Source organism: Microbacterium sp. WCS2018Hpa-9, assembly GCF_031843745.1.
GTDB lineage: Bacteria > Actinomycetota > Actinomycetes > Actinomycetales > Microbacteriaceae > Microbacterium.
In genome coordinates, this window is the sequence record NZ_JAVTIY010000008.1 from 178,496 (window position 1) to 199,595 (window position 21,100).

At 64.5% G+C, this 21,100-nt stretch carries 15 protein-coding genes; 1 reads left to right on the plus strand and 14 read right to left on the minus strand.

The genetic code is table 11. The features are described 5' to 3' along the window. Positions 1 to 90: 90 nt before the first annotated feature. The 11 genes from RQG82_RS16980 to RQG82_RS17030 form a co-directional block, all read right to left on the minus strand. A complete protein-coding gene (locus RQG82_RS16980; protein ID WP_311245250.1) occupies positions 91 to 1,233 on the minus strand; it encodes a hypothetical protein in 1,143 nt (380 codons plus the stop codon). Positions 1,234 to 1,264: 31 nt separating this feature from the next. After that, a complete protein-coding gene (locus tag RQG82_RS16985; protein WP_311245249.1) occupies positions 1,265 to 1,711 on the minus strand; it encodes a hypothetical protein in 447 nt (148 codons plus the stop codon). 138 nt (positions 1,712 to 1,849) lie between these two features. After that, a complete protein-coding gene (locus tag RQG82_RS16990) occupies positions 1,850 to 2,494 on the minus strand; it encodes a hypothetical protein (RefSeq protein WP_311245248.1) in 645 nt (214 codons plus the stop codon). Positions 2,495 to 2,498: 4 nt separating this feature from the next. Further along, positions 2,499 to 3,365: a hypothetical protein gene (locus tag RQG82_RS16995; protein ID WP_311245247.1), complete on the minus strand. Its 867-nt coding sequence runs from the start codon at positions 3,363 to 3,365 to the stop codon at positions 2,499 to 2,501. A gap of 69 nt (positions 3,366 to 3,434) precedes the next feature. Beyond that, positions 3,435 to 5,225: a phage tail tip lysozyme gene (locus RQG82_RS17000; RefSeq protein WP_311245246.1), complete on the minus strand. Its 1,791-nt coding sequence runs from the start codon at positions 5,223 to 5,225 to the stop codon at positions 3,435 to 3,437. A gap of 43 nt (positions 5,226 to 5,268) precedes the next feature. Then, positions 5,269 to 6,564 carry a hypothetical protein gene (locus RQG82_RS17005; protein ID WP_311245245.1) on the minus strand — a complete coding sequence of 432 codons (1,296 nt, stop codon included), beginning with the start codon at positions 6,562 to 6,564 and terminating at the stop codon, positions 5,269 to 5,271. A gap of 124 nt (positions 6,565 to 6,688) precedes the next feature. Then, positions 6,689 to 7,060 (minus strand): hypothetical protein, encoded by a 372-nt coding sequence (locus RQG82_RS17010; RefSeq protein ID WP_311245244.1) that lies wholly within the window; start codon positions 7,058 to 7,060, stop codon positions 6,689 to 6,691. Between the two features lie 151 nt (positions 7,061 to 7,211). After that, positions 7,212 to 11,066, minus strand: coding sequence for a hypothetical protein (locus tag RQG82_RS17015; RefSeq protein WP_311245243.1), 3,855 nt, complete (start codon positions 11,064 to 11,066; stop codon positions 7,212 to 7,214). A gap of 41 nt (positions 11,067 to 11,107) precedes the next feature. Beyond that, a complete protein-coding gene (locus RQG82_RS17020; protein WP_311245242.1) occupies positions 11,108 to 13,324 on the minus strand; it encodes a hypothetical protein in 2,217 nt (738 codons plus the stop codon). Positions 13,325 to 13,374: 50 nt separating this feature from the next. Further along, positions 13,375 to 14,241 carry a hypothetical protein gene (locus tag RQG82_RS17025; RefSeq protein ID WP_311259988.1) on the minus strand — a complete coding sequence of 289 codons (867 nt, stop codon included), beginning with the start codon at positions 14,239 to 14,241 and terminating at the stop codon, positions 13,375 to 13,377. Positions 14,242 to 14,435: 194 nt separating this feature from the next. Next, positions 14,436 to 16,688, minus strand: a complete 2,253-nt coding sequence (locus RQG82_RS17030) for a DNA topoisomerase (protein ID WP_311245240.1) — start codon at positions 16,686 to 16,688, stop codon at positions 14,436 to 14,438. 152 nt (positions 16,689 to 16,840) lie between these two features. Here RQG82_RS17030 and RQG82_RS17035 point away from each other — a divergent pair, with 152 nt between their 5' ends. After that, positions 16,841 to 16,981 (plus strand): hypothetical protein, encoded by a 141-nt coding sequence (locus RQG82_RS17035; protein ID WP_311245239.1) that lies wholly within the window; start codon positions 16,841 to 16,843, stop codon positions 16,979 to 16,981. Between the two features lie 60 nt (positions 16,982 to 17,041). Here RQG82_RS17035 and RQG82_RS17040 read toward each other — a convergent pair whose 3' ends face one another. The 3 genes from RQG82_RS17040 to RQG82_RS17050 all read right to left on the minus strand — a co-directional run bounded on the left by RQG82_RS17040 (position 17,042) and on the right by RQG82_RS17050 (position 20,795). Next, positions 17,042 to 17,365, minus strand: coding sequence for a hypothetical protein (locus RQG82_RS17040; RefSeq protein ID WP_311245238.1), 324 nt, complete (start codon positions 17,363 to 17,365; stop codon positions 17,042 to 17,044). A 47-nt stretch (positions 17,366 to 17,412) separates the two neighbouring features. Further along, positions 17,413 to 18,270: a sigma-70 family RNA polymerase sigma factor gene (locus RQG82_RS17045; protein ID WP_311245237.1), complete on the minus strand. Its 858-nt coding sequence runs from the start codon at positions 18,268 to 18,270 to the stop codon at positions 17,413 to 17,415. A 149-nt stretch (positions 18,271 to 18,419) separates the two neighbouring features. Continuing rightward, on the minus strand, positions 18,420 to 20,795 hold the full coding sequence (locus tag RQG82_RS17050) for a putative Ig domain-containing protein (RefSeq protein WP_311245236.1): 2,376 nt from the start codon (positions 20,793 to 20,795) through the stop codon (positions 18,420 to 18,422). Positions 20,796 to 21,100: the final 305 nt, after the last annotated feature.

The following is a 21,100-nucleotide window of genomic DNA, read 5'->3' on the forward strand; positions in this document are numbered from 1 at the left end:
GGTGTGATGACGAAAGGGGGTTCGCTACCGGGCTGCTACCGGATGCGAACCCCCTCCTGCAGGGCTGACGCCCTCAGGCCCGAGGACAGATCACAGCGCCGGCTGTGCGTCCTCGGAGGAGCCGTCGTACTCGGCGGCGGCGATCTGGTTGCGGATGCGGGCGGCGCGCTTTGCGGCAGCGTCCTCGTGGTCGATGCCGTCCTCAGCGATCTGTTCGCTGAGGGGGACGAGGTCGACCTGGGGCGCCACCGTGGAGAAGTCGAGAAGGCCGGTCGGCGTCTCGTCCAGATCAACCTCTCCCGCAGACTCGTCGACCGGCGCATCCTCGGAGTTGAGCGTGTCGAGGCTGAGGTCGAGATCGTCGTCGGATTCGACCGGTGCGGTCAGTGCGCGTTCGACGCCAGGGGCCACCTTCGACAGGTACGTGTCCCAGGCGCTTCCGGCCGGCGCCTCTTCCGTCAGTGCGGGCTCCTCGAGCTCGGCAACAGGGGCCACGGGCTCACGCGCTTCGATCTCCGACATGAGGCGACTGAAGATGCCGTCGGGAACGGCCTGGTGAGCGTCGGTCTCGTGTGGGATCTCCGGCGCGGTGAACTCTGCGATCGGGGTGTGCGCCTCGAACTGGACATCGCGGAACAGGTCCGAAGTGCGCTCGCTGCGCGGGACCTCGTCCAGCCCGCTCTGCAGCGTGGCCTCATTCTCCGCGGCAGGTGTGTAGTCAGGGAAGTACGCCGTCAGCTCGTACCCGCTGGACGCTTCATCGAGTTCGAGACGAGTGTCGTCGTGGACGTTCATGAAGACCAGAGGGGCGTCGTCTGCGTAGTCGGGGGCGACAACGAGGAAGTCCGCGGTGCCAGGGAGCACCCACTCCGCGTGGGCGAGGTTCTCTGGAACTTCGAACGCCTCGGTGAAGTACCCCTTGCTGACGAGAACGCCCAGCTGATCCTGGTTGAAGTCGTAGAACGCGTCGATCGCGACCCCAGATCCCTGTCGCATGGGAAGTTCGGTCACGCCGTAGGGCAGTGCGACGCTCGGCGTCACCTGCACCATCTCTCCGCGGAGGTGGAGGTACGGTCGGTAGTTGCGTTCAGGACCACCGTGGAGGAGCTCGATGAGTTCCATCTCCACCAGGCCCTCGATCGGAACGCCAGAAAGAGCGTCTGCGTGGATGTTCCCGTTGTTGACGATGCGGCCGTACCAGGGGTCGGTGACCTTGAGCGGTGCGATTTTCATGTCTGTCTCCTCGTCGATTCGAGTGGGGGTCTCAGGCGGTCTTGGCGGAGGGCGAGGATGCCGGGCGACCGGACTTCTTCGCCGGAGCGAGCGGGGTCACAGTGGCACTCTCGCGCCCGAAAGCCCACGCCTTCACGGTGCTCATGAGGGCTGTGCGCAGCTTCCAGATGCTGCGCATCACCACGACGACGAGCCAGAAGAGCAGCCCAAGGAGGAACAACGACGGGGCGATCCACACCGCCACAACCGTCTCGACCGGCATGTCCAGGGTCACGCCGGTGCCATCCTTCACGAAACCCATCGTGAGGGGCACGACGCGAACGGCTACGAAGAACGCGATGATGTAGAACACCACGATGACCGCCAGCAGACTGGCCGCCTGAGCGATCACGACAGCGGATGCAGCTCCGATCTTGCCGCGCGGAACGCGGAAGCGGGGAGCACGGGTGTCGGTGCGGGCGGTGTTCTTCGACGTCATTCTGATCTCCAGTTACCAAGCGAAACGCGTTTTCTGCTCATCTATCAGCAAAAGCGTATCACTTGACGCTGGATGGGGATACCCCGCCATGTAGGTCGAGATCCGCGGAATCACGCGGAAGAGCGCTCCTCCGGCACGCTACTTCGACGTCGCAGGTGCCGAGGTGGCCGCGTAGCCCGAGAGGGCTGTCACCCGGCCGTCGCTGTCGAGCGTGAGGAAGATGGTCGCCACGTTCGACGCTGTTCCGAGCCCGTCGCTCGACGTGGACTCGACATCGACCAGCGCCATGTACGAGTACGCCGTGCCGTCGACGCCGAGCAGTCGCGCGGTGACGCCCGCAGCGCGGGAGTTGAGTCCCGCCGCGTCGATGTAGGGGTACTCGTTTCCCTGCTTGTCCAGATTCACCGGCGCCGGCGGGAGGAATGTGGTCATGAATTCGGAGTCCTCAGTGAGACCGTACGTGCGCATCGTGCTCGCTCGGGCTTCCTGGTAGGCCGCGTGATCGTCCCAGCTCAGCGCTCGGTCTGCGAGATCCTCGATGATCGCCTCGTCCCCCTTGACCCTGTTGCGCTGGGCACCAGAGAACTCCAGGGCCGTGTCTTCGGCAGCGATGTCCACCTCCGCCTTGGCCTGTGTGACCTCGTCGTGGATCCCGGCGAGGGTCGCCTTGTCGGAATCCAGCTGCGCCGAATGGCTCGCGGAGATCGAGCCTCCGACGATGCTGGTCGCCACGAGCACTGCGGCGCCGAATAGAGGGAAAGCCAGCTTCTTCATCGTCGACATGTCGTCACTTCCTCGAGAGCTGCAGCTCGGTTGCGCTCTGGTCGCCCAGAGTGGTCTTGCCCACGGTCAGATCTCCGAACTTGTTCTCGCTCACGTAGTAGTCCGACGTCGCCCATGCATAGAGCTCGCCGGATCCTCCGCGGTTGAGCCAGGTGACTTCGAGGACTCCGACGGTGTCAGTCGGGGCGACGGCAGTCAACGCCCAGGAGGACGTGCTCGGGGCAAGAATCGTGACCCCGTCGCTCGCGTAGCCGATGTACCAAGGGAACCGGGGGTCGATGTCGGTGTCGCTGAGGCTGTCGCCCCGATCGGCTTTGAATGTCCGGTCGGCGAAGAATGGAGCGAGGGTGCTCTGGTGGGCGAGCGCATTCTCGTACGCCTTCTGCGGGCCGTTGTCGTCCGCAATCTCGTCGTTTCCTGCGAACAGGATCTCCGCATAGCTCTGCTGAAGATCTGCCACCGCGCGACCGGCCTCCTCGGCGGCAGCGAACTGCGCATCGATCGCGGGCGCGGCGGCAGCTTCGGGCGTGCCGGGCTCAAGGAGGGCGACTTCGTCGAGCGCCACCTCTGCCGTTGCGATCTGCTGCAGATAGCTCGCATGCTCGCTCTCGTAGGTCTGCGTGGCGCCGTTCGTTCCGAGGGCCACCGCGCCGGCTGCGAGCAGGAATCCGCATCCAAGGATGGCCGGCACGGCACGCCACATCGCGGACCGAGGGCGATCGCTACGCGCTTCCCTGCGCTCGCCCAGATCCCGGAGGAGGGCCTCCGGGGTCACCTTCGTCTCTCGAGCGCGCCGATTCGCCTCGAGTCGGTCGGCGAACCACGCGTCCACGCTCTCGCGCGTTGCGGGGCCCTTCTTCTCATCTGCCATGGTGATTGCCTTCGATTCGTCGTACACTTGTGGTTGATAGGAAGTCGGAAATAGCCTCTGAACTGGAATTTATGCGACGCCGTAGAATTCCCAGTGCCAGGCCTCAAACGGTCCGCTGCCGCCGGGCTCCATGTACTTCGGGTGCACCCAGCCGTACTTCCCGGCGTTGGCCTTGAGCCAGATGTACTCGGGCGAATTGAAGCCGAGCACGGTGTGGCTCTTGTTGCCGATGTCGACAGCGAGGGCCCAGCCGTGGTTCGAGGTGCCAGGTACAGCAGCGTTCTGGCACTTACCCAGTGAGCACCAGCGATTGCGCTGGTAGACCTGCCCGGCGTAGTCACGGTAGGCATCGTTGATCGCAAGGTCGTATCCGAACTGAGCCTTGAACTCGATGTTCAGCTCAGCGAGGGCCTCGACGGCGTCCGTGCGGAGGTACGCGGGGCCGAGCTGGGCCCACGGGATCGGAGCGAGGGCGCTCTGGGGGATCTTGCCGTTCTCGAATCCGCCCCACGCGCCCGGTGCCGTGCCGTCCGCGACCCACTCCGGAGCCTCCTCGACCTCGACGCAGTCGGAACGGACGGCCTCGGCGCGGCCGCCGTTCGCTCCAGAGACAGTGGTACCGGCCTGGGCGAGGATCGAGTCGGCCAACGCCTTGTTCGACGTCCATCCGCTGAACATCCCCATCCACATGTTCGCGTAGGTGCCGCGACGTGCCGCCATGGCGGCGGTGTCGGCGGAACGCTCCCATGCGTCGTGGAAGTGTGCGGCGGCATCCGCCGGGGTGCCATAGGACGTGGAGATCATGTCCTTGACCACGCCGGCGTCGGATCCTTCGGCCGCGGAGAGCATGAAGCCGAGCTGAATCTCGAGCGTCCACCAGTCCTTGCTGTGGCCGTCTGCATACGCGCGCAGGTTGGAGTTGCGACCGAACGTCCACTGCCCGAGACCGATGCCGTTATCCGTGTTCGACGCAGCGCTGCGCTTCACCTCCGACATTCTCATCGGGGAATCGAAGTGGTTCTGGACGCTGGTGGGGTCGATGCCCGACTCCGCGTCCCAGTTGCCGATGATGCCTGCGATGTTCTCGTCGGGCATCCCCCACGCGCTGAGCACCGAGTAGATCATCTCGGCGTTCGCCCGGGTCTGGACGTCGACGGACCCCTCAGACCCATCGATCTCTTCGAGTGCCGCCTCGGCCTCAACCGTGCACTGGGCGAGCGTCGAGTCCTTGATCGAGATGTTCTCCCCGATCATGGTCACCGCGGTGGTGACGACGATGGCGACGACGAGGCCGCCGGCGGCGAAAGACATTGCCCCGGCCGCGACGGCGGATACTGCCCCGCCCACCGCTGTGCTTATGGCCGTGCCGACCGCGAGCATCGAGCCCACGACCGTCTTCCCGAGCGTGAGCAGAAGGCCCATGGCCAGGTTCCAGAGGTTGGCTGCCAGAGCCATGAGGTTCATCAGGATGCCCTTGAGCCAGTTGATGAACATCATGAAGATGAGCGCCTGCCCGGCGGTTGCCGCGGCAGGGACGGCTGCACCTACAGCTGCTGCCTTCCCCACTCCCCCGCGCAGAACGTTGGTGTCGTCCTTCTCGAGTGAATCCACGGACGCAGACGTTCCGCCCGCTCCGAGCTTCGGTGCGGGGTCCTTTCCGCCTGCGGGCTCTCCCGCTGCAGGGCGTGCGGCCGGTGCGCCAGGCTGGCCGTTGTCGCGGGTCGGCTCGCTGGATGCCGGTTGACGCCGCGCGATACCCCCAGCAGGAGGCTCGGTGTTCGGAACAGCGGCATTCCCAGGCTGACCAGGAGCGGCGAAGCCACCTGCGCCACCTGCGCCACGGAGGGGTGAGTCAGACATCGCCTGCCCTTTCGTCGGATACGTGATGCGGTAGGTGACGGATTCAGTAGGTGAAGAGCGCTTCGGCGTCAGTACGTGAGGACGAGCTCGCGCGCACCGTCTCCAGGTCGACCTCTAGCTCGACGAGCTTCGCCAGGGTCTCGTTCTGATAGGTCGACTTGTGCTTGAAGTAGTCGTCCATGGCCTGGGAGAGGTCATTGCGGATCTCGAACAGCGGCTGCATCGCCTTGTCGCTCGTGCCGTAGTCCGTCAGCAGGCGTCCGTTGGTCAGTGGCCATTCCAGCTGGCTGGATCGAACGTTGCTTTCTTCCGCGCTCTTGCCTGCAGCGGCCTTGTCGGCGAGGTAGGTGACGTAGGAGTCTCCCTCGGGGACGATGTGTCGGATGTAGCCCTCTTCGACGCTCCCGTCTCGCCAGTCGAAGTTGAACCCGCGGCTGGATACCCATTCGGCGTCCAGCTCGAGAGTGGAGGGTGTGTCGTCCTTGGCGACGTCACCGGTGACCTGGTCACCCGCAATCGGTGCAGGAAGTTCAGGGAGCTGCATCTGCACGCCGTCGACACTGACACGACGACCCTCAGCCGTGTACTCGGCGATGCGTGCCTGATCGACCTTCATCTGCTCGAGCTGTTCGTCGAGGTCCGCGCGAACCTCTTCCTCCTGGGGCGCGACGACGAGGTCGGCGTACACCGCGCCTGCGTCGAAGGTGTCGCCGTCTAGGGCGGCAGTTTCCGTCGCACCCGACGCACCGGGGTTGAAGTACAGTCGCCACTGGTCGAACTCGGCGAACGTCTTCTGGCCAGCGAGATCCTCGCGGAGCTTTCGCGCATCAGCGGGCTTGTAGACGAGCTCGGAGTTGGAGCGCATCGTGAGATTGAGGATCTGCTGTTCGAACGGGCGATCGCTGTCGATGACCATCCCCATGTAGCCCGTGGAGCCGAAGACGACGATCTCACCCGTCACCGCGCTCTTGAGAGGCTGGTCCTTCAGATCGGAGGTGGCGCCCGTGAGATACGCCTTGTACTTCTCGGCGTTGGCCGACATGACGCTCGTGCTCTTGAACTGCATGAGGAGCAGTGCTCGGGTGCGATCGGTGTTGACGTAGACGCCGTTGACCTCACCCGACACCTGCGTACGGGATGTGGTGAACGTAGGTGTGTACAGGGTGGTGCTGTCCAGGTCCGCCTGCTGGTTGGTCACCGATGAGACCGCTGCCGACCCGAACAGGAGCACGAAGCTCACCGCGATCGCCGCGACGAAGACACCGAAGCGCTCGATGCCGTGATGGGAGTCCAGGCGCAATGCCGTGCTCACGTTCTTCATCGAATCCTTGATGCCCATGTCGGGATGCCTCTCTGATGGGTGGTCGTCTGGAGCGGGTGGAGGTGCTGCTATCGATGAGAAACGGGGCCGACGGCATTAGCCGCCGACCCCGCATCCACGCGTTCTGTGTGAGCTGTGTCGCTCAGCGTCCGAGGTAGCCCGACAGGACGATGAAACCGCCGCCGAGCTCCTTGATGGTCTGCTCTCCACCGGAGGCGACCATCTGGATCAGTGCGAGACCGCCGCCGAAGAATGCGCCTCCGAGGAGGATCATCACGGCGATCATGATCCAGGACTTCTCCTGCTGCTGGCCGTTGCCGAAGAGCTTCTTGGTGACGAAGACGCCGGCGACGATGAGGATGATCAGACCCAGCAGGGTGACCAGGGCACCACCGACGAAGCCGGCGTAATCGGTGGTGTTCGTGAGGAAGGAGACCAGGTCCCAGGCGCCCAAGGGAAGGGCCGGGGTGTCTGTGACGTCACCTGCGTTCTGGATGATGGCCGTGGTGCTCATGTGTCCTCGCTCTAGCTGGGGAGTGGGTGGTTAGGGGTCGATGCCCTGCGAATTACCATACCCCATTTACGCTCATAAATGCGTGAAAAACGGGAATCGGCTGATAAGCGTTGAAGCTCACCAGCCGATTCTCGTTCACGAGGGATTCCGACTAGCTGCCGGATCGATCCCGCCTCTCTGAGCCCTTCGGACGAGGAGTCCGATCGGCCCGCACGGACCGAGCGGGGCTGGGCGCGTTTCGCGTGGGAGCGACGGGGGCTGCCTTCGGAGCCTGCACCACTGGCGCCGCGACCTGAGCGGGCCGTGACACCTGTGGTGCCCGCGGCGCTTGGGGCGCCGGAGCCGGCCGCGAACGCGTCGTCACCACGGGTGCCGAAGTGCCCGTCGGCGCCTGCCTCACCGGAGCCGCCGAGGACGGCGCCTGTCGTACTGGCGTCGCGCCCCTCGTGGACTGCTTCACCGGCGCTGCATTACGCGGAGCCTGCTTGACGGGAGCTGCGCCACGAGGAGCCTGCTTGACCGGCGCTGCGGTACGAGGTGCAGAAGTCTGCGTGGGCGTAGCCTGCCGACTGGGCGAAGACTGCTTTGCGGGGGCAGATGTCGACCCTGCACCCCGAGAGGGGGTGGAGGTCTTCGTGGCGGCCGCAGTCTTGCCCGTCGATGGGCGCGAAGCCGGCGCCTGCTTCGTCGCTGTGGCAGACGTTCCTGCAGTCCGAGTAGGCGTGGGCGTCTTCGAGGCAGAAGCCGTCTTGACCGCAGACGGGCGATCGGAAGAGCCCTGCTTCGTCGATGCTGCAGAGGCTCCTGCACTCCGCGTGGAAGTGGCCGCCTTCGAAGTGGGCGCTGCCTTCGTAGCAGTTGTCGCCTTCGAGGTGGACGCGCTCTTCGAGGTGGCCGGGGTCTTCGAGGTGGCCGGGGTCTTCGCTCCAGCTGCTCCGCTGCTCGGCGTCGTCCCCGACGAGCCCTTAGCCCCTCGAGTTGCACCGGCGACGCCTGCGACTGTGCCTCCCGCTGCCGAGATGGCGCGTGCGTTCTCGGCCTGCTTGAGGTTCTTCGTGTTCGGCTTGTCCAGCGAGCTCCTGGTCGCCTCGGCCTTCGCGTGCTTCGCCTCCTGGTCGCCGGCAACAGCCGACCCACCCTTCTGCACAGCCTTGCCGCCGTCCTCAGCCGCGCCTTGGGCATCACCGGTCAAGCCGCGACCCACCGCAAGAGCACCGTCACCGACGGCTTCGACACCCTCCTTGCCCGCTGCAAGCCTCTTCGTCTTCGCCTCCTTCAATCCGGCGTTCGACTCGTCGATCGACGCAGAAGCGTCGCTGAGAGCATCCCCCTCGACCTGCGGGGCTGCGATCTCGCCGGGCTTGGAGAGGCCATTCGCCTGCACCTCTCGACCGAGGGACACTTCTTCGGACATCATGGTCAGCTCGCTCGATGACCCGCCCGGAAGAGCCCCAGGGTCGGTTCCCGGGTCGCCGTTGCCTGCAGCTCCAGAATCGGGGCCGCTGGTGATCTCGAGCTGACCCATGGCGCCCTCAGGTCCGGCGGGTCCACCGGGGGCCACGCCGCCGGCCGTCGAGATCCCCTCGGGGCGTCCGCGCTCGGGCGTCGAGGAGGAAGCCGCGACGACACCCTTCCCGCCCTTGTTCAGCATCTGAGTCGCCGCGGCGGCACCAGCACCCGAGGCGAGTCCGCCAGCCATCGCTGGAACGAGGCCGCTGTTGCCCGGGATGCCGACCTGGGTGTCCATGAACTTCTCGACGAGCTTGGTCACCGCCTCCTCGATCGCCTTGACGAACGTCTTGCGAACGCGCAGCGCCATCACCGTGAACGCGATGACTCCGATGATCGACAGCAGGGTCACGACGAGCGAGAAGCCCCACCCTGCCATGAGGAACGTGACGAACCCGGCGAGATCTCCGCCCGCTCCGTTACTGAGCACCGCAGCGAACGGCATCTCGATGATCTGCGGCAGCGAGGTCAGGAACTCCTGAACGAGTTTGTAGATGAAGATCGTCACGACCACCTCGAGGATGAGCGCGATCGAGTAGACGATCACCTTCGCGATTCCGGCCATCGCACCCATCACGGCGAACGGTATGGCTGTGACGGTCTGGATCGAGCGCCGGATGCTGGCGAACAGCATCGAGAACGCGTAACCGAATCCGATGAGGACGAAGGCGCCCAGAAGCACGGTCGAGTTCAGCCAGTACAGGAAGCTCATCGTTCCGGTGCCGACCTGGCTGACGGAGTTGTGGATCGACCGCGTCGCCTCCGAGGCGACGTTCGAGGACGAGTACATGCGCATCGACGTTGAGTCGAAGTCGGTGTTCAGGTAGTTGTACATCGCCAGAGGAGACAGGTTGCACGATCGTGGTGCGCCGTCGCTCGTGACGATCTGCGTACCGGTGAACTTGCAGCCGTTGTTGACGGTGGTGAACGTGCGCAGCGACGAGTTGCCGCCAGCCCGCAGACCAGTACCGGACTGGACAGACACCAGCGGGTTCGGAACCGGGTTGTACTTGTTGAGGTCGCCGGCACCCTTGGTCAGATCCTCGAACCAGGCCTTCACGGTGTCGTTGCCGTGGTTCTGGAAGTACGAAGACTGCGACAGGTCACCCTTTGCGATCGTCTCGAACGACGCAGCCGAGACCTGCTTACCGCTCATGAACCGACCCAGGAGATCGACCGTCTTGATGAAGGTCACCGGGCCGGTGGCGGCGTCGATCGCCTTGCCGTCCTTGCTCATGATCTCTGCCGACCAGGTTGCATCGTAGGACCCGCTGGCGACGATCGCCTTCAGCCCCAGGTTGTGAGTCTGGTTGTTGATCGCGAGAGCGGTGTTGCGCACGTTCGCCTGAGCGGTGCCGCTCGGGGTGTTCGACGAGGAGTCCCACTGAATGGTGGCGCCCTCGGGCACGGCGAGACGGCTCTTCAGCGCCCAGTTCTCGAAGTCGACATAGGTGCTCATCACCACTCGCGCGGAACCGGAGTTTCCTTCGCTCGAGGCGTCCTGCATCGAGGTGAGCATCCCGGTGTACATCGAGCCGAGCAGAGGAAGACCCAGACCGATGAACAGGAGGCGGATGATGAGCTTCTTCACCGCGCCGCCGCGATCCATCTTCTTGAACATCAACAGCCCGAAAATCAGCACCGCGATGAAGAGCGGCACCATGACGGTCCAGGAAAGGGTGACGAGCGTCTGGTACCAGCCTCCGATCCAGCTGACAAGACCGCTGAGCGGACCGACGTCGGGCGTGCCGTTGCCGACCATGCCATCAGCGAGCGTCGGGCTGATTGCGTTGACGCCTGCGTAGAAGAGCTTGAAGGGGTTGAGCAAGGCGAGGATGTTGACGAAGGCGTTGAACACGAAGTCCACGGCACCACCGAGGATGAACAGAAGCATGACGACACCACCGCCGAGCCAGTTCATCATCGGCAGAGCGAGTCCGGTGCTGGTGCTGTCCAGCCCCATCCCCTTGAGCGCGGCTCCGAAGTACGCGTAGTCGACCATGCCCTGGAAGCGGGACGAGGAGAAGTTGCCCTCGCCGTCGCGGACCAACAGCGTCTCGTAGCCGATCGCATCAGACGAGCCGGAGAGCTTGGACATGAGCCAGCCGGAAACGCTGGAGAAATCAGGGTCGGCATATCCGAGGAGCGATCCGGCCGAACCGGGGTCTTGGAGAAGGACGCCCCACTCGTGGCTGAATGCCGCTTCCGTGCTTCCCGGCTCCTGCACCGTGGAGAAGAACGCCGTCGTCGACGAGGCGACCTTGTAGAACGAGAACTTCATCGCGTCCTCGTCAGCGGCGTTCGCGCTCTGAGCGGCGAACAGCCCGAGTACGGCGATGAGCGGGAAGATCACAGCTGCCACGAGGGCGATCACCCGGCGCGAGCTCCAGAACCGAGACCGAGCAGTCTCGACCGCAGGTGCGTTCCCTGCTCGTCCTTCGCGGAGGAAGGTGAGGAGGTTGCGCGGCGCCCCCGGGGAGGTGGTGATGTCCGACATCGGGATCCCTTGCTCGTCGTTTCGAATCGTCTGCGTAGTACTCATCGGGTGGGCACCATCCGCCGCTGCGGCTGCAGGGACGCCGGCCGTCCCAAGGGGGTGATCCCGGGGAGGGCCTTCGGCGCCCGAGTCTCGTTGTGCTGCTCCTGGGTGACGTAACCCTTGGGGGTAGCGGCAGGTCGTGCGGACTCCTTCTGGCGGCGCTGAGTTTCTGCGATGGCTTCACGCTGAGCCGCCCGAGCCGGATTGACACCGAGCGCGAGATCCAGGTGGAACACCACGTTGGTCACTCCGCGACGGAGGTATGCCAGTGACTCACCGCGCTGCGTGATGAGGTGCTCGAGGTCCGGCGGGATGTCGCGGCCGAGCTTCTTCTGATACGCCGCGACGGTCGTGTCGGTCATCGGTCCGAGCACGGTCCAGTTGGCGTCGTCGAAGCGGTTGAACGCCGAATCGAGCAGCATCTTCTCGGCCGAGTTGTACAGGTACGCGACGCGGCCGCCGCGAGTGAAGAGTCGGTCCAGCTGCGACTGCATGTACTTCTTCACCGCATCGTCGATGTGCTCGGTGCCATGGATGACGAGCGTGTCACCGAGGGAGAGGTTGTCGACAGCGAAACCGATCGTGTTCACCAGCTGAGCCATCGCGACCCCCTTACCGCGGTGGAGCAGCTTGGAGAAGTCATAGATGACGCGACGCGCCTGGCCGACGCCGTCGATGCGCTCGCTCGTGTGGGTGTTGAAGAGGTCACCCTGGGTGTTGAGGAGGTTCATGTAGACCTTCTGCAGCACGTTGTACGCGTGGAGCATCTCGGGGTCCCGGGCTTCGCGGCTCTCCAGGGCACGGTAGCCGGTCTGGAACGAGGTAACGAGATCCTGCAGACGGGGCACCTGGTTGTGAGGGATGCCGACGATGCGCAGCCGACTGCGGTTCTCGGGGGCGTTGAAGACCCACATGTTCTTGTCGACGTAGAAGGTGGTGAGGGTGTCGGCGAGTGTGCCTCGGATGATGGATCGATCCATGTCCGTCGCCTCGTACACCTGCTCGGTCATCAGGACGAGCTTCTCGATGTGCGCGGAGAAGATTGCCTGCTCGTCCTCGACATCTCCGAACATCTCGAGCATGTTGATGTCGCCCGTGCTCATGTCCAGGCGCGTCGTGATGCCCTCAAGAGCGGGGCCGAGACGGTCCAGGTCGGCACCGTCGAGGACGAGATGCACCACGCGGCCGTTGTTGAGCAGAGCGCTCTGGCTGATCTTGCTCCCCCACATGTCGGGAACGTGGGCGCGACCGAGGTAGTCGTTCATCGACGAATCGGCGACCACGACATGGTGGGAGTAGTCGTTGACGTCGAAGAGCACAGCGGAGTTGTTGACGTCGCCCTTCATGGACCCGACGTACTCGCCGCTGGGGTCGTTGAGACCGTTCGTGACCAGTGAGTGGGAGCCGGCGAACTCGACGGACGTGAAGTGCTGGCCGCTGCCTCGCTTCTTGTCCATCTTGCGCATGAGGCCGGACAGCTCTGCGCGCTGCTCCCCTGGATAGGCGGCGACGTTCAGGGTTCCGAAGCGATCGACGTAGAGACGGGCAACCTTCTCCAGGGCGTCGTCGAGTGCATCAAGGGACCCGGCTCGGACGAGGAGGCGGTTGTGGACGTGAAGATACGATGCCCCGTCTGCGAGCTCGTCGGTCGCGATCTCGACGTCGGACAGGACCTTCGCGGCCTTGCGCTTCGTCCTTGCGGACAGGGTCGCATCGTTCTCGCCGGCGTCGAGCTTGTTCAGGCGCTCAGAGTCGCCCGTCTTGTCGTCGATCCACTGCTGGCCCATTCGGCGCACCTGCTCGAGAACGACGACGCTCACGCCGTCACCCAGGCCGTCCGGGATTCTGTTGATCCCCCAGAACGCACCGAAGTCATCTTTGGCTGCATCGTCGTGGAAGAAGCCCAGAACACACGCGACACCGCGGTCGACGTGGAAGTAGTCACTCCGGAAGAGGTAGCCCTCGGTGGGCTTGATCGCCATGAGGTGCGGGTAGTCCTCCATCTTGCCCTTGAGGCGACGGAGCTGGCGCTCGGCGAGGCGACGCTCCTTCGGGGTCATGCCCGCAAACGCGTCATCCGTGGCGGACTCCTCCAGCACCTGGAGCGCCTTGTCGATCTCGGCTTCCTTCGTCGCCTCGCGCAGACGTGCGAATCCACCACTGCTTGCTCCGAAAGGAGAGGCGGTGGTGGTGTCCAGTGGGGTGTTCGCGTTCATCGTCGTGTCCTTCGTGCTCGTCTGTCGGGAGGTCGGCCGCGGCGTCAACGTCAGCGAGAGCCGGTGTAGACGGAACGAAGGACCTCCTGGACCTCGTTGCCGTTGAGAGGAGTGAGCTGCTTCATCATCAGAGACGATTCCTCGGCCTCGGCCTGCAGGACGACCTGCGCCTTCCGGAACGCCTCGCGGTTGTCCGCCTTGATGAGCACGTACTGGTGGATCGAGGTGAAGGAGTCGCCGACGTAGTCGCGGAGGATCGAGTACCGCTCTTCCATCAGCTCCTGCAGATCGGGGTCTCGGACCTCGAGGCCGCGGTTGATGCGCTCGAGGTTGGCGAGCTGGCGGTAGACGCGCTGTGGTTCCTTCGTCGTGACCCAGATGAGTTCGACGGTCGTGTCGATCTTGCGCCAGAAGGCGTCGACGCGATCGAGGATCGAGATGCGGTCCTGCTCGAACACGAGGACGGATGCAGAGCCGACCACGATGTAGGCCTGGCCGACGGTTCCGTCGCCCCAGGTGATGAAGCCGTTGGCGTCGATCTCGTCGATCCCGAGGACCGAGTAGAAGCCGCTGGGGTCGGAGTCCTGTCGCGTGGGGACGCGGCGGGCGGACTTCGGCAGGTAGTTCAGAAGTGCGGGGATGCTCTTGAGGTTGAGCTCTTTGGTCTTCGAGTACTTGCCGAGGAAGGCGGTCGCGACCAGCCACCAGATCACGATTGCGATCAGCAGGAACGGGTTCGCGTGCTTGAGGAAGGTGTTCCCCACCGCCCAGATGAGGATGAGGATCGAACCGACGTAGAAGAACAGGACCTTCATGGCCAGTGGCTTCATCTGGAAGCCGCCGCCGCTGAGGGTGATCTCGTGATCGAGGACCGAGCGTGCCAGCGAAACCGGGATCTTGTAGTTGAGCTTCGCCACGGGTCGCCTCCAGATTTCGGTGGGCATGACGTGCCCAGATATCTGTCGAGTCTACATCAAGACCCGTCGTTTTTCCCTCATAAATGCACGGAAATGACGATTCGGCTCGTAACCGAGAATCCGCGTCGTTCTGCACCAAAAGGACCCCCTACCGGTGCTCCGGCAGGGGGTCCACGCGGCTCCGTGGCTGGCGCCTATTTCGCGAACTCGGCGATGATCTTCTTGACCTTCGCTCCGCGCTTCGGCGGGCCGAAGTGGATCGTTGCTCCAAAGGTCTTGCCGGTCCGCGGGCTGACGAAATCGGGCACGTACACCTTCCGGCCGGCCATCAGATCGGAGCGCTCGTCGATGGTGAACTCGTGGCTGCACCAGGCTTCAGGGGGCATCTGCTGGCCACGCGCGTCGCGCGCTCCCTCCATGTTCCGCTGGAAGCCGACGAACGGGTACGACTTTCCGTTCTTCTCGAAGACCTGGTTGGCGAGCTTGCCTCGCACCGGGTACGGCTTCTTGTCCTTCGCGCTGATCGCATCGAAGGCGATCTCCTGGCCAGCCAGGAGGGCGGCGAGTTCCGCATCGGTGAACGTGTGTCCACCCCACTCGAGGTTGAACTTCACCACCTGTCCGGTTTCTACCCAGACGCCTTCGTGCTTCGCCTTCTCGCGTGGCATATCGCTCAGCCCCAAGTCCTTCCGCATCTGCACGGCGTTGTGCCGCATCGTCTCGATGTCTTCCCGCACCCACTGCGCCACCTGTGCGAGCTGCTCGTCGGCGTTCGCTTTGCCCGTCGCGACGTCGCGCATGATGGCGTAGACGCGCTCGGTCAGCTCGAGATCACCGATACGGGTGCCCGGCAGCAGGCGATGGCTCATGTCGCCGTACTCGCTCATCGTGATCTTGCCGCGCGACTCGTTCAGAAGGGGATACTTCGCTCGGGCGTTGGTGACGTCGGCGTAGGTGCTGGTGCGCGTCGCACCGGTTCCCACGTCTCGCTTCTCAAGCTGCTTCATCAGCCACTTCATGGACGGATGCTCCGGCCGTGGCGGGATGATCTCGTAGACCAAGGGCTGCCCGACCGTTCCGAGACCCTTCGGGTTGTCCTCGCTCTCCTCTCCCCCTTCGGCGTCTTTGTCGTCGTCGGAGTCCTGGAAGACCTGCTTCCATCCCAGGCTCAGAGGTACGTTGGCGCGACCCTTGAACGCGGGGTATGTCTCCAGGTGCCCCTCCTGGGACTCGTACAGGTAGTCCTCGGCGAGCATCGCAAGGTAGGAGCGTGCCAGCTCGATGTAGATCAGGGGTGCGATCGGTCCGAACGTCGACTTCAGCGCGTCGAGAGAGCCGGGCACCTTAGGTCCGGGACGGTTCGCGCCGTGCGCGCCGGCGTCCTTCACGTGGGTCTTGCGGGGCGCCCGGTGGGTGAGAAGCTGCGGATTCACCCCGGCGACGGCCGCGATCTGGTTCACGAAGGGCAGGAGCTCGTTGAACTGCTCCGTCGTGATGGTCTTGTCCTCCGTCCGCGGGTACGACACCACCTGTGCCTCGTACATCTTCTGGTAGGTCGCGAGCACCTGGTCGGCCTTGATGCCGCGGCTGGAGAGGCGAGCAGAGAGTCCCGCGAGATCCAGTAGCCGCTTGGGCGCGGTCGCCTTGTTGGTCTTCTTGTCGAGGACGACGCGGGAGGCGCTGTAGATCTGTGGGACTTCGCCCTCGGTCGCGAAGCGCGGCTCCTCGGGGTTCGTGTAGAGGACGCCGTTCTCGTCGCGGAAGCGGTTCTGGTACTCGGGGATCTTGACGTAGTTCTTGTGCGCTGCAAGCTGGTCGCCGACGAGCTTCACCATGGCCGACTTCAGTCGCCCCTGTCGCAGGACCGCCTGCTGGCCCGAACACAGCGATGCGACCCGCGTGAACTGGATGGTGAGGAAGTCGAAGCGATCGCGGAAGTTCGCTTTCAGATAGTCGCCCTCGTCGAGCATCGACTTGACGGGGCGCCGCTTGACGAACGCGCGCTGGATGGACGCCGGCGCCTCATCGGTGAACTCCATCCGAGAGAACTTCTTGCCATGCAGGTGCAGCTCGTCGATGATGTTCCAGGCGATCGCGTCGCCCTCTCCGGTGGGATCGAGATCCGTTGCGATGACGATCTCGTCGACGCGAGGGAGCACCTGGCGCAGCTGGTTGAGCGTGTCGCTCGTACCCTTGATCGGAACGCGAGACCACGAGAATCGCGCGCTGTCCCACGGGAGGTTGCCGAGGCTCCATGACTTCATCTTCGCGGCCTCGTCGGCCGTGGCGCCAGCGAGCTGCTGGTCAGGCTGCGCGAGCTCGAACAGGTGTCCTCGAGCGGAGACGACGACGTACGGCTCGCCGTTGAATGAGCCCTGAACGCCACCCAGGGCTGCTGCGAACGCTCGCCCTGCCGAAGGCTTCTCCGTGAGAACTGCCAGTGTCATGGGCGACTCCTTCTAGGTCGTTTTTCGCTCGTAAATGAGTCAATCATACATTTTGAGGGTGTGATGATCCTGGGGTCCAAGAAGCGATCGCGGGCGTCGGGTCGACCTGCTCAGACGCTCCGGCACCCTGATTCTGAGCCCAGAGGCTCGTTGTGACGTTCGTCGTTGTCACGCTCTGCGTCGGCGTGCCGATGGCAGTGACCGGCATGGGGGTCATCGAATGCCTCGCCGCATCCGGAGCTACCACCGGGCTGCTGGCGCGGGCATGGATCTGGCTGAAGACGAACCCGTAGCCCCTGGCGCGACAGAAGCCCGAGAGGTAGTCATCCTCTCGGGCTTCTGAGTCGATTCTGTCAGGCGGCGGCCGTGACCGGATGCGAGATGTCGAACATGATGACCGCCGATTCCATCTCGCTCTCCTCCCCCTCAGCGCGCTTCGCCGCGTCGAGCCGGCGCGCGGCGTGACGAAGGCAGACTCGATTGAGCTGCTGGTACTCGAGGCGCGCGCTGTCGAGGGCACGGAGCGCTTCGTCGGGGATGTCTTCGCCGGCGGTGCGGTAGAGCCCCAGATTCTCCTCGTACAGCTTCACGGAGTGCTCGGCGAGCTTGCGGAAGTCCTGCGCCGCGATGTAGTCGGTCTCCGCCACCAGAAGTCGTTCGATCTGTCCCATGCCCATCCCGCGATCATATCGGCGACCCCGGCACAGCTGCCGGAGAGGTGGTGTTAGAGGACGGCCAGGAGGTGCTCGTCGACGGTCGCCGCCGTAACCTTCGACTCGCCGAACAGGGTCTGGAAGAACTCCGCGCCGGCCTTGCTCGTGGTGTGCACAGGCGCCCCGTCGTTCCAGTGGTTCATCGCCTCGCGCATGAGAGCCAACGCCTTGGTTCGAACCTTCGACACATACGGGTGGCTGACGCTCATCTCCTCGGCCAGAGACTTCACAGAGCGGTCTTCGAGGTAGATGCCTCGAATGATCGTGCGCATCGGCTCAGGGAGAGCGTCGACCATGCGGACGAGCATCTCTCGCTCCTCGGTCTGCTCAGCGGTCTGATCGGGGAGGATCACGGTCTCGGTGAGATCGTATTCATGCCGGCCGTTCTCAGAGGCGAAGTGCTCCTCGTAGCTGGTTGACGTGCGCACCATCTCATCGAGCTTCATCATCTCGGTCACGACCTCCAGGCTGAGGCCGGACTCGTTTGCGAGTTCAGCGACCGTCGCAGCCCGGTCGTGTCGTGCGACGACGAGGTCCGATGCGACGCGGAGCAGCTTGATCTTCTCTCGACTCCGCTCCCCCGCCGGGTCCATTCCTCGCATCTCATTGAGGATCGCCCACTTGATCTGAGAGCTGGCGTACGCACCGAAGGGGACGCCGCGGGAGGGGTCAAAAGAGACCGCCGCCTGGGCGAGACCCATGCGCGCCGCCGAGAGCAGATCATCGAGATCCAGATGCTCGGCCGTGCGCGCTTTCTCCACGGCGAGGTATGTCGCCAGTGGCATGTTCTCCCGCGCGAGCTGCTCGGCGGTGGTGGGCTGGGGGTGTGAAGCTGCTGAACCAGTAGAACTGGGGGAAGTGTTCGGCAACGGTTCTCCGATTTTAAGTTTCCTGATCTCTGCGTAAACGTAGCAGGGTCTACACGTTCCTGAGCATTAACGATGTGTAACGACTTCGCGTCGTCCCACGGGTCAGCAATGCCCCAGGCCATGGACCCGGGGCATTGCTGAGGCCGCGGTCAGCTGGCAGCGGGCGTCAGTACGATCACCGTGGAATAGGTCGAACCAGATGAGACGTACACCTTCGTCCCATCGGGAGAGATCGCCAACTTCGCGCTCTGATTCGCGTCCACAGGAACGCGAGCGATCACGAGGTCTTCCTCCACGTCGTACACGCGTATCTCACCCAAGCCCAGGTGATAGATCCAGCGCCCGTCAGGGGACAGTGCGATGGCGGTCACCGATGCCGACTGGCCCATGTTCGTCGATGCGAGGAGGGTTCCTGATGCCACATCCACACGCTGCAGAAGGGGCCCGTTGGCCATCCACACAGTGCCGTCGCCGGCGTCGACCATCAGCGTCGCCGCCCGAGCGCTATAGAACGCACGAGCCTTCTGTCCGGCGGGGTCGATCTCGTAGCTGGTCGCGGAACCGCTGCTGTTCGCGAGCACGAGGCCGCTCGAGAGCGTCTGCAGCTTCCAGTACCTCCCCGTGGCCCCCAGACGGAGTGTGCTGACCGTCTCCCAACTGGTCGCATTGACCACCAGGAACTGGGCGTACGTGCTGGCGCCTGTCCGAACCAGGTAGAGATCGGTGCCGTCGAGAGACCAGGTCGCGTCGATGAGATCTCTCGCGGTCACCGAGCCGACTACCGTCATGGTCGAGGTGTCGAAGATCTGGGCGACACTTTCGCTGACGAGCACCAGACGAGATCCGTCAGGGCTGATCTTCGTAGACAGCACTGACGTGACCGTGATCGGCACCTGACTGCGGATCGTGCTCGTGTCCACGTCGATGACGTTGAGCACCTTGCCGCTCGGGACGTACAGGGTGTTGCCGTCAGGTGAGACAGCGGGCGCCGCGGTGCTCTGGGTGACCTCGATGGCACCGGAGGGCGTGATCGCAGGGTTGGGCCGCACCACGATCGTCAACTCGTCCTTCGCCGACAGCCCCTCGGCGTCCGTGACCTGGATGGTGGCGGTGAAGGTGCCCGTGGAGGCGACGGAGCCGCTGAGCGTGCCGTTCACGTTCAGCTGCAGCCCTGCAGGGAGTGCGCCGTCGACCACACGATACGAGTACCGCCCCCACCCCTCGCTCGCCGAGAACGCGCTCGAGTACGCCACGTACTGCGTGAGGGTGCGCGTGCCAGCGACGAACACGATGGGCTTCGGGGCCACAGTGAACGGGATGGTGAACGTTGCGCGGCCGCCGGTCGGCGCGTTCGTGTCGTGCACGAGGATCTCGAAATCGAACGAGCCCGCAGTCGTTGCAGTCGCCGTCAACACGTTCCCCTCGAGCGTCACGCCGGCGACCTGCTTCACGAGCGAGTAAACGAAGTTCGCATTGCTCGAGCCGTTCGTGGCGTTCAGCTCGATCGACTTCGACTCCCCCACAACCAGGTCGAATGCGGCCGCGTCGATCTCTGTGCGTCCAGGAGAAACGATCACCGTCGTGCGCTGCGTCTCCGAGTTCTTCGCATTGGTCGCCGTCAGGGTGATCGTGAACGATCCCGCAGCTGATGGGGCCGTACCGACCAGTCGACCTTCTGTGAACGAGAGCCAGCTCGGCAAGCCGGTTGCCTCATAGGAGATCTCCAAGCCGAGCGTCGACGTAGCAATGAGGTCCAGGTCGACAACGCCGCCAACCTGCACGGCGACCGTGGCAGGAACCGGGAACGTCAGGACGTCCGGCTTCGCGCCGCCAGCCCCAGGATCGATTGTCGGGTCCTCGGGGTCTACCTCGGATCCGTCGCCCGGCTCGGTCGGTGTCTCGGTTCCGGGATCGACCGGGTCTGGGTCGGTAGGGTCGTCAGGTTCAGCGGTGCCGCCGTCGCCGGGCTCCGCGGGTTCTGAGGGATCGGTGGGGTCAGTCCCCGTGCCTCCGTCGCTTCCCCCATCGCCAGGCTGCGAGGGATCAGTGGGATCGACAGGGTCAACGGGCGCCGTGGGATCAGTGGGGTCCACGGGATCGGTCGGGCCTTCGCCTCCGGGGGTTCCGTCGTCGCCTGGATCGGTCTCGCTGCCGCCGTCGCCTGGGTGCGGGTCAACGGGGTCGGTCGGATCCACACCTCCACCGGGAGGGAACCCGGGCTCATCAGTGCCGTCGCCGGGCTCGGGGCTTGGGTTCGGCTCGGTAGCAGCCTGCAGCCAGATGTAGAACCACCCTCGCACCGTCGTCTTCTCGTTGACGACGGCCAGCTGGAAGAGGTACTTCCCCGGCGACGACGTGGGGATACCGGAGATGGTCCCCGTTGCCTTGTCAACGGCGAGGCCGGTCGGCAGCTCGCCCTGCTCCAGCGTCCAGACGGCATCCGAGAGGTCGAAGTCACCGGTCACGTGCATCAGGACGCTGTACCCGTCCTCGACGACAGCGAACGGGAGACCCTGCGCCTTCACGTCGCTTTCCCCGCCCGTGGAAGGCGGATCGACGGGCTCAGGGCTGGGTGTCGGTGAGACTTCCGGGTTGGGTGTCGTCGGGCCCGTCGAGGGGTCATCCGTGGGAGAGGGGCTCGGCTGGGGTGCTGGGTCGTCAGTGGGGTCGGGATTCGGGGTCTGCGGCTGTTCGGTCGGCTCCGGTGTGGGCTCAGGCGAAGGCTCGTCAGTTGGCGACGGGGACGGAGTCGTCGGTTCATCCGTCGGCGCCGGCGTGGGAGCAGGCGTCGGTGTGGGAGCAGGCGTCGGTGTGGGAGCAGGCGTCGGTG

Coding starts and splice junctions, on each gene's coding strand:
- RQG82_RS16980 (WP_311245250.1), bottom strand. CDS start 1,233: ATGAAAATCGCACCGCTCAAGGTCACCGACCCCTGGTACGGCCGCATC.
- RQG82_RS16985 (WP_311245249.1), bottom strand. CDS start 1,711: ATGACGTCGAAGAACACCGCCCGCACCGACACCCGTGCTCCCCGCTTC.
- RQG82_RS16990 (WP_311245248.1), bottom strand. CDS start 2,494: ATGTCGACGATGAAGAAGCTGGCTTTCCCTCTATTCGGCGCCGCAGTG.
- RQG82_RS16995 (WP_311245247.1), bottom strand. CDS start 3,365: ATGGCAGATGAGAAGAAGGGCCCCGCAACGCGCGAGAGCGTGGACGCG.
- RQG82_RS17000 (WP_311245246.1), bottom strand. CDS start 5,225: ATGTCTGACTCACCCCTCCGTGGCGCAGGTGGCGCAGGTGGCTTCGCC.
- RQG82_RS17005 (WP_311245245.1), bottom strand. CDS start 6,564: ATGGGCATCAAGGATTCGATGAAGAACGTGAGCACGGCATTGCGCCTG.
- RQG82_RS17010 (WP_311245244.1), bottom strand. CDS start 7,060: ATGAGCACCACGGCCATCATCCAGAACGCAGGTGACGTCACAGACACC.
- RQG82_RS17015 (WP_311245243.1), bottom strand. CDS start 11,066: ATGTCGGACATCACCACCTCCCCGGGGGCGCCGCGCAACCTCCTCACC.
- RQG82_RS17020 (WP_311245242.1), bottom strand. CDS start 13,324: ATGAACGCGAACACCCCACTGGACACCACCACCGCCTCTCCTTTCGGA.
- RQG82_RS17030 (WP_311245240.1), bottom strand. CDS start 16,688: ATGACACTGGCAGTTCTCACGGAGAAGCCTTCGGCAGGGCGAGCGTTC.
- RQG82_RS17040 (WP_311245238.1), bottom strand. CDS start 17,365: ATGGGCATGGGACAGATCGAACGACTTCTGGTGGCGGAGACCGACTAC.